The sequence below is a fragment of the Paraglaciecola sp. genome, assembly GCF_030730205.1.
Taxonomy (GTDB): Bacteria; Pseudomonadota; Gammaproteobacteria; order Enterobacterales; family Alteromonadaceae; genus Paraglaciecola.
Window position 1 is genome coordinate 1 of sequence record NZ_JANQVQ010000292.1, and the last position, 8,091, is coordinate 8,091.

At 38.1% G+C, this 8,091-nt stretch carries 6 protein-coding genes; 1 reads left to right on the top strand and 5 read right to left on the bottom strand.

All coding sequences use genetic code 11. From position 1 onward, the window contains the following. Positions 1-50: 50 nt before the first annotated feature. The 5 genes from NWQ57_RS18595 to NWQ57_RS18615 form a co-directional block, all read right to left on the bottom strand. Positions 51-452 (bottom strand): hypothetical protein, encoded by a 402-nt coding sequence (locus NWQ57_RS18595; RefSeq protein WP_306023674.1) that lies wholly within the window; start codon positions 450-452, stop codon positions 51-53. 48 nt (positions 453-500) lie between these two features. Further along, on the bottom strand, positions 501-1,238 hold the full coding sequence (locus NWQ57_RS18600) for a DUF4013 domain-containing protein (RefSeq protein WP_306023675.1): 738 nt from the start codon (positions 1,236-1,238) through the stop codon (positions 501-503). A 144-nt stretch (positions 1,239-1,382) separates the two neighbouring features. Then, complete coding sequence (locus NWQ57_RS18605; protein WP_306023676.1) at positions 1,383-2,717, bottom strand: hypothetical protein; 1,335 nt, start codon at positions 2,715-2,717, stop codon at positions 1,383-1,385. 42 nt (positions 2,718-2,759) lie between these two features. Continuing rightward, the gene (locus NWQ57_RS18610) at positions 2,760-4,409 is read right to left on the bottom strand and encodes a S8 family serine peptidase (protein ID WP_306023677.1); all 1,650 of its coding nucleotides are present in this window, start codon (positions 4,407-4,409) and stop codon (positions 2,760-2,762) included. Between the two features lie 10 nt (positions 4,410-4,419). After that, positions 4,420-5,379 carry a hypothetical protein gene (locus NWQ57_RS18615; RefSeq protein WP_306023678.1) on the bottom strand — a complete coding sequence of 320 codons (960 nt, stop codon included), beginning with the start codon at positions 5,377-5,379 and terminating at the stop codon, positions 4,420-4,422. 548 nt (positions 5,380-5,927) lie between these two features. Between NWQ57_RS18615 and NWQ57_RS18620 the strand changes: the two genes are divergently transcribed. Continuing rightward, on the top strand, positions 5,928-8,091 hold a 2,164-nt coding region (locus NWQ57_RS18620), incomplete at its 3' end, for a serine/threonine-protein kinase (protein ID WP_306023679.1).

The following is an 8,091-nucleotide window of genomic DNA, read 5'->3' on the forward strand; positions in this document are numbered from 1 at the left end:
AGGGGAGAGCTGGCAGATAACTGATTAAAGTAAAAAATGGAGCATACTTATTATTGTTTTGAACAAATAGGGCAATCTAGAGCTGAGTATAAAATGAGCTTTTTATTTCCGTTACCATGTTTAATCACAATAATACTTTCTTGGTTTATCTCAGATAGTGCTTCAAGTCTGATTTCATCTAAAGAGCTACCGGTGATTTCCCCTTTTTTATCTGCATAGAATGCCTTGTCTCTTGAAATGAGTAACTTACCTTCAAAGTTTGTAAGCTGTAAGCCATGATTTGTATTCATAACAAAAAGTCCAGGGGTTGGCGTTCTTGAAACGCCCGTTATTTGGTAGCGCGTTCTTTCGGTGAAAGACTTCACAGCTGACTCAATCTGCTTGTCTACATCAAGTGCAAATGAGTCATTTGCAACTAATAAAAGTAAAAAGAACATAATTGTATTTTTCATATGTATTCCTTGGATAGGGTTTAGTTAAAACAGTAAAATTAAAAAAAATTAAATAGTCTTTGCGATAACTGGTTCATCAAATGAATTAACTTTATTTTTGATTTTTTGAGCAAGCTTTCCTAGTTCATAAGCGCTAGAGATATAATATAAACAGATACTGACTACGGGGATTAAAATGACACCGATGACAGTGACAGTTAGGGCTAGATCAATAATAAATATTAATAGACACAAAATTAGCCAATATAGGTAAAAACCAATAAAACTGGGTAAGTAACGTAGGAATAAAAATGTATTCGCAGGCACATTTAGTAATGACTTCCAATTACCTGTTACTGCGAATCGAATCATACCGGCTTGATAAATAGGTAGGGATATAATTGCCCAAATCGTATATACCGCAAATGTCCACATTATTTCACTTGGTTCTGTTTTAACCCATGTATCAAATCCATCAGTGAAAATAGTAATCAGATCGGCTAACAAGCCAATTGGACCACCCATGCCCAGCAAACCAAGAATAATTGAGGGAACAAGTGCGTATGACAGCATGACGACCCAAAGAATAGCGCCATTTTTGAGCATAGTTCCGAAATCTAATTCAGGTAAGTTTTCGTTTCCGACTGACAGATTTTTCACCATGGAAAATCGCCACCCTTTTAGAATAATTAGACTTATTATCCCGATAATTGGAATCAGCGTGATTAGAGGCAAAATCCATAGTTTTTTTAACCATGCGGGATCTTTGTATGGGTACAAAATGCTTTGTTTAATGTTATTTAACATAATTAAATATTGCTCATTGAACGAGCACTCCGAGTAACTTAAAGTAAAATGAATAATTGCATATAGACTAATGTCAATAGAAAGCACGTTTGAAGTGGCTTCAACGCGTGCTGTTCGACGTTAAATATTCACAAATTAAATGTGTTAGGGCTGAGCTATTGACCGGGCAGTTTCTAAACTTTGAGTCAACAAGCTTAACGTGCGTCTGTTCTCATCACGCACGACAAGGATTGAACCTGAAGAGAACCAGGCTTCATATCTCAATGGATTAGATTCATCAGGTAATACGACGTTTAAATAGATGTTTTTGTCTTCAAAGTTTGACTTTTCAAGGGTAAAAGTCGTTGTCATTAGGCTATTTGTTGATAACTCATTAATTTCAACTGTACCAGTGTTAGAAAACGTCATTTTTGCAATATTAATATCGGCATCGTCATAGAATACAAGGTACCAAGTGCTACCGTTCTTAAATTGCTCCTCATCGAAGCTAGAGGATTGATAATCACCATGATCGCCACCCATCCACACGTTTAAGTCCGTTTGGTCTGCTGAAGCTTGGCCAATAAGTAAATTGTCATCTACGTATAAAAATTTTTCTAAATATTCCGTCCCTTCAGCATTCAATATACCGTCAAAATTATACGTTATCTCGCTTTCATATAGTAACTTGTCCCAGTTATCAGAAAGAGTCATGCTGGTATCGCTGAAATTTGCGATGCGGAAATTTTCTCTTATGTAGGTATCATGGTTTAAGTTTGCAAAGGTCCAAACAGAATTACTTAGCAATGTTTCTTTCATCGTTGGTTTGACGCTTTGGGTTTCTAAGCCTGCTAGAGTTTTCACAACAATTGCTGTGGGATCAGTGATGGCATTAGTTGAAACATAGTCACTGATACTGATAGAGGAATCTAAAATATCTTGTGCGTTCATTGAACCCAGTATGTTCAATGTCAGAGCAACACTTCTTGCTATGATTTGCACATCGGTACTGTCGGCTGCAATGTAATCACTGAAAACATCTGCAACTGGAATGTTTAAAGCAGATGCAATGTCTTCATTTGACATCTGATTCAATACAGAAAGGGTAGTAAATGGAGTGATTTCAGTGCTTCCCGCGGCAGTAATCATTTCGTATGATTTTCTTGCAAAACCGCTATGCGAATCAATTGTGATCCCTTGTAATATCTGCGCAATTAAAGGGTATTGAGCATCCGATTGTTGGATCACAATTTCACCTAAAGCGTTTGTCTTTGTCGTTAAGAGCTCATCGTTCTGACAAACGTTGTCTGAATTTCTATCTACGCACACTTGGGCATTAGCCAAATAGCCGTCAATTACTTTAATCACCACTTGAGATGAACCAGGATTAATAGGTTTTGGTGTCGAAACAGAAGTGTCTGGACCTGAATCACCTCCACCACATCCAGCCAAAATCAATGTTGAAAAAGTCAGAAATACAGCATTTATTTTCTTATTCATCGGTGTTCCATTTAGGTTGTTTGAAATATTTTTAATCAGCGATTAATTGCAAATAGCCGGAGCATTTTGGCTCAGATCCGTAATTTGAATGGCTGAAGTGCCAAAGCAGCGTTCGCTGTTACACATGCGCACGCCGTAGTTATTTTCATCAAGGTTTAAGTCACCTAGAAGCGAGTGTGTTGATTGCGTCGACATAACTAGACTACCGTTATCAAAAGTTAGGTTTTTTCCCTTCTCAAAGGCGAGCAATTCAAAGCGGATGTCATTTCGATTACTTTGATGTTTAGGTAAAACCAGTTCAACGGTATTGCATAATCTTGTTAGCTCTGCATTATCTGTCGCGTAAAGTGATTTATCGCAAAATTGCGTATTATTAAGTACTGGTCTAAATGATAAGATTTCGCCATCTCTATAATCTCGCAAGCCTAGGTGAAATTTTTCAGCGTCTAAGATACCTGGTCCACAGCGTCTACTGTCGTCACATTGCCCAGCAATAAACGGTAAAGCAGTAACAGTAAGAAAGAATTTTATTTCATCAATATTTAAGGTTACAAACTCTGAAAGTGCGTTTGAGATAACCCCAGTAACTATTGGGGTAGCAAAACTTGATTCATCCCAATATCCAATTGCATTTGGTTCTTCAGTCATCCCAGCCACACCATCTCCAAATGCTGCAATATCTATTGGAGTACCAAAATTACTTGTTTTAAACAAATCACCTGTACGGCTAACAGCTGCTACGTTGATAACACCTTGACAATTACTGGGTGAAAATCCAGCAGCATCTATTTGTTGATTACCAATCGCAACAACAACAGGCACCCCTTGTTCGTTGGCAGCATCAATAGAATTTTGTATATAAGAAGGGCAGGTTTCAGACCCGCCACCTAGGCTAAGGTTTATAACATCTGCTGTTAATGTCGGTACTCTTATATCATCTACATGCTGACCCAACTGCCAAAGTATTGCATCAGCTGTATCACTTAAAAAACCCAGTCCGCAATTTAGGCTTCTTGCTACTATTAGATCCGCATCAGCAATACCGGCAAAACCTATTGAGTTGTCTCTAATAGCGGTGGCAACTCCAGCTACGGCAGTGCCATGTATAAAGCAGTTTGAGATGCGATCAGCAGGTGAGTTGTTAAATTCTTCAGGGATATAGAAGTATTCTTTTCTTTGTGCATCAGCCACTCTGGTAAAGCTATAGCCATCGGTGAAAATTAAATCTGGATGTTGATAAAAACCACTATCAACAATACCTACTACAGACCTTCGCAATGGCGATAGGTGTCGGACGCTGGCTAAGATATTGTTATAGGCTAAATATTCTTCATTAGCGGTTTGCCAATAATATTGCTGGTCAAAATATTCATCATTGGGCAAGTAATCCGACTTATTGCTAGATTTTGCATAAAAATCTTGGTGTAAACTTGATTGGCGTTTATCTAGCGTTAAAGGAGGAAGGTCAGAATTATAGTTCTTTGGCAACGTTTTTGGGGTAGCAACCAAAATGTCTTTTTCTATTAGGCTAGACGCATTTGAGTTTTTGAATGCACCAAGTTCATCCTTGTTTATGATAAAATTTTTACGGTTACCATCCTTTTGAGTGACCACTAGGTTGATGGTTTCTTTGCTGAACAAGGTACTTGAATATGATAGAGATAAAAATAAAGCTAAATATGTATATTTCATTTCATTCACCTTAAGAATCTGATTCGACTGAACAAGAAGAAATATTTGAAGGAAGCAGTTTTGTCAGAAATGCCCATTCAGAATGGAATTGCCAAGTTTCATTTACCCACTCCCCATAATTAGGATTGCTATAAAATAAGCTATAAGCTCCATTGTATTCAGATAAAAAAATGTCAAGAAAAACTGGCATTGCAGGGATAGATAAATTGTTGTACTCAACTAGTAAATTGCTATACGCAGCTTTGCTATTAATGAGGTCTTCATTTACTTTGAGTAGTAAACTTAGTGATTCTGATTCACTCACTTCATCCATTTTGGTAAGGATTGAAGAATAAGTTTGAGTGGCAGCTAATAGTGCAGCTTCTGTTGCTGTTTGAGTTAGCTCAATGAGTTTTGGATGTAATGACTGACTTTCTTCGTACGAAATCTGATTATTTAAATAGGCCCTATCAATTAAATAAGTACCCAGGTTAGATAATTCGACACTACTTGAATAGGCTTGGATAGATTTTATTGTTTCTTCAATTTCTTCAAATTTGTCAGCGAGTGATTGATTTATAGTTGAGATAACGATGGTTGAAGACTGACTTGTTGCTCCATCACTTAAAGTAATAACAGCAGTGAATTCATCATTTAACTCTCCTAATAGTTCGCCTACGCTCAGTGTTAGCTCATAACCTGTCTCAGTTTTAGTCCCACTGATCTCAATTTCATCAGAAATATCTGAAAATGATATGTTTACGGGCTGACTGCCAGAATAATCAGTGCTTAATTGCAGGGTTTGTGTTTGATGTTCTGCAATAGAAATGGTGCTTGGCCCTGATATACTTATAGTTGCAGGAGGCTGTTCGACTTCTGGAGGTATTTGTGGTTGGTTATTACTTGATTTGCCACCACCACCGCCACAAGCAAATAGGGTACAAATCCCACCTACAAAAACTATTAAATTGAAATCACGTTTTAATTGCATAAATACTTCTTATATTTAACAGCGCAAAAGAGCACGTTTGTTTTATTGGTTTAAAACGAGCCTTATCAATAATCCATTTTTACTGAATATCCCTATTAAAACTGAGCTGATACTGTCTTTACTTCATATTTGTTGGTTGTATAATTGCAAAAAAAATTAGGCAAAAAAACGCACGTAAAAACAAAAAAAAACCACATTTCGTGATTCTAATGTTGTAGCTAGAATAACGTTGAAAGATGTACACAATCTCTGCACTAATGGCAGTTTCTATCTATATCAATCCTCATTAAAAACCTACTGACATAGCTAAATTGCCGGGTATTTAACCAATTACATTCACTGCAATAAAAATTAATCGCTAAATGAACTGGAAATAAATTGGCTATTTACAGCGGTAAAAAAACTTGAATAATCCTGATATTTCAAAGTTGCCAATTAGTTAAAGACACGATATCAAAACAATTTTCATTAATTATTGCTCGGGTTTGAAAGATAAAGAAGGTGGCCGGACACAAGAGTCATCAAACAAAGAAAGATTGAAAATATTTATGATTTACGAACTATTCACGCGCGCCATGGAATTGCCCCCCGAGCAAAGAGAAAGCTTTTTGCGCAGTATTTGTGCTGACGAAGCAATGTTGACACAAGTACTTTTGTTGATTGCCCAAGATACTAAAAATATCGACTTTACCCTGTCCCATGATTTTGCAAATGAGAGTGACGCCTTTTTACATCAAAATCAGTTGCAAGTAGGTGATGTTATTTCTGTCTATGAAATAGTCGCTGAATTGGGGCAGGGTGGAATGGGCACGGTATATCAGGCCAAACGAATTGATGGTGCCTTTGAACAAACAGTCGCGATTAAAGTGATTTCATCTCATGTAAGTGAGCTATTTGATACCCATAAATTAGCCAATGAAGCCAGCTTTATGGCTAAGTTGAATCATGGCAATATTTGTACAGTGCATGATGCCGGTAAAACCCAAGACGGGTTGCAATATATTGTGATGGAGAATATTAGCGGTCAGCCTGTTACAGAATACGCCGACAAACAGCAATTAACCATTAAACAGCGCTTGGCGCTGTTTATCCGTATCGCCAAGGCCGTGGAGTTCGCTCACCAACATCAGGTGATCCATGCGGATATTAAACCGCATAATATATTGGTCGATGAACGGGGTGAGCCACATATTTTGGACTTTGGCATTGCCACCTTGTTTGATACCACCCATTCAGAGCTCACGCATTACTATCGCGCATTTTCTCCTCAATATGCCAGCCCAGAGTTGATGGAAACAGGGCACGTAACCACGCTTACCGATGTGTTCGCACTGGGGCGATTGTTAAGTGTTTTATTAAACCTCTCCACAGCGCAGGGCAAAGACCCCGCACTAAAATATGCAAAAGAATTAAAGGCGATTAGTGATAAGGCATTGCATAAAGAGCCGCAAAAAAGATATCAATCGGTGACGCAAATGGTGGCCGATGTCGCCTTGTTTAATGCGGGGTTTGTGAGTCAGGCGTATTCAGCAACGGCAATTTATCGATGTAAGAAATTCATTTTTTTACGGCACCCGCTTATTGCCAGTTTAGTGTTTATTTCATTGTTACTGCTGATGATGCAAGGTAGAAGCCTATACAACAATCAACTTGAATTGCAGGAACAATTTCGGCAACAAACCTTGATTACTGACAAGCTAAGTGATTTTTTAACCTTGCTTAATCCACTGACTAGCAATCAAAAAAATCTTGATGCTAAGGCATTGTTAGCCCAAATCAATACCTCGTTAGATAATGACGTCGCACTTTCTGCTGAATCGAAGCAAAAAATTAAACTGGCACTTGCCAATACCTATCAAGGTTTAGATGATTTAAGTCTATCTGAAAAACTGTATTTGGAGGTGCTGGCTAATACCAAGCATATGCCACGAAAACCGCTGTACTTTGAGGCGGCGTATGAACTTGCTAAACTTTATAATAACGATAGTGCTTACACTAAGGTGATCCAAACTTTCAGTGACCTTGCTCAACCATTTACCACTAGTTCACCTACTAATCTGCCCGAAGCTTTATTTTATGACCAATATCTGCGTGCCCGTGCTCGTGTTGAAGATCGGGGGTATTCTGGCCCGGCGCTGCGCCAGAGAAAAGCCTTTTTAGAAGAGATGCTAACGGACTATAAAACTGAGCTTTCAGCACAACAACGTGTTTTGATAGAGTTTGATTTAGCCAAGGTAATGTATAACAATTTACCCCGTCATTTTTTTCACAGTTTTTTTCAACTGACTCCTGAGCAATTTGCACTAAGCCATCAACCCATATTACTTGAAATTAAAGCGTTACTCTTGGAGGCTCAAGAAGATGCACAAAAACACAACTTAAGTACCTTACAAGCCCAAATAATATCATTTGAAGCGCAAATCAATGCCGAGTTAGATTTGCATGAGGACGCGCAACGGGATTTACTGGCGGCTGAAACAATACTCGAAACGGTAGTGGATAAGCAGCATTCGGCCATGCTGGCGCACTTAGACAGTAAGGCGAGGGTCTATTACTACAGCCAGCCAGAATTAGCCGTTAAGGCAATCGAGCAAAAAATTGCCATAACACAGCAACAAGACACGGCATTTTTTAATTTTATAATCCGAAACTTAGATTATTTACACTATTTGCTTTTACAAATGGGCGAACATCAAAGGGCGAAAGAGGTAC

Coding starts and splice junctions, on each gene's coding strand:
- NWQ57_RS18595 (WP_306023674.1), bottom strand. CDS start 452: ATGAAAAATACAATTATGTTCTTTTTACTTTTATTAGTTGCAAATGAC.
- NWQ57_RS18600 (WP_306023675.1), bottom strand. CDS start 1,238: ATGTTAAATAACATTAAACAAAGCATTTTGTACCCATACAAAGATCCC.
- NWQ57_RS18615 (WP_306023678.1), bottom strand. CDS start 5,379: ATGCAATTAAAACGTGATTTCAATTTAATAGTTTTTGTAGGTGGGATT.
- NWQ57_RS18605 (WP_306023676.1), bottom strand. CDS start 2,717: ATGAATAAGAAAATAAATGCTGTATTTCTGACTTTTTCAACATTGATT.
- NWQ57_RS18610 (WP_306023677.1), bottom strand. CDS start 4,409: ATGAAATATACATATTTAGCTTTATTTTTATCTCTATCATATTCAAGT.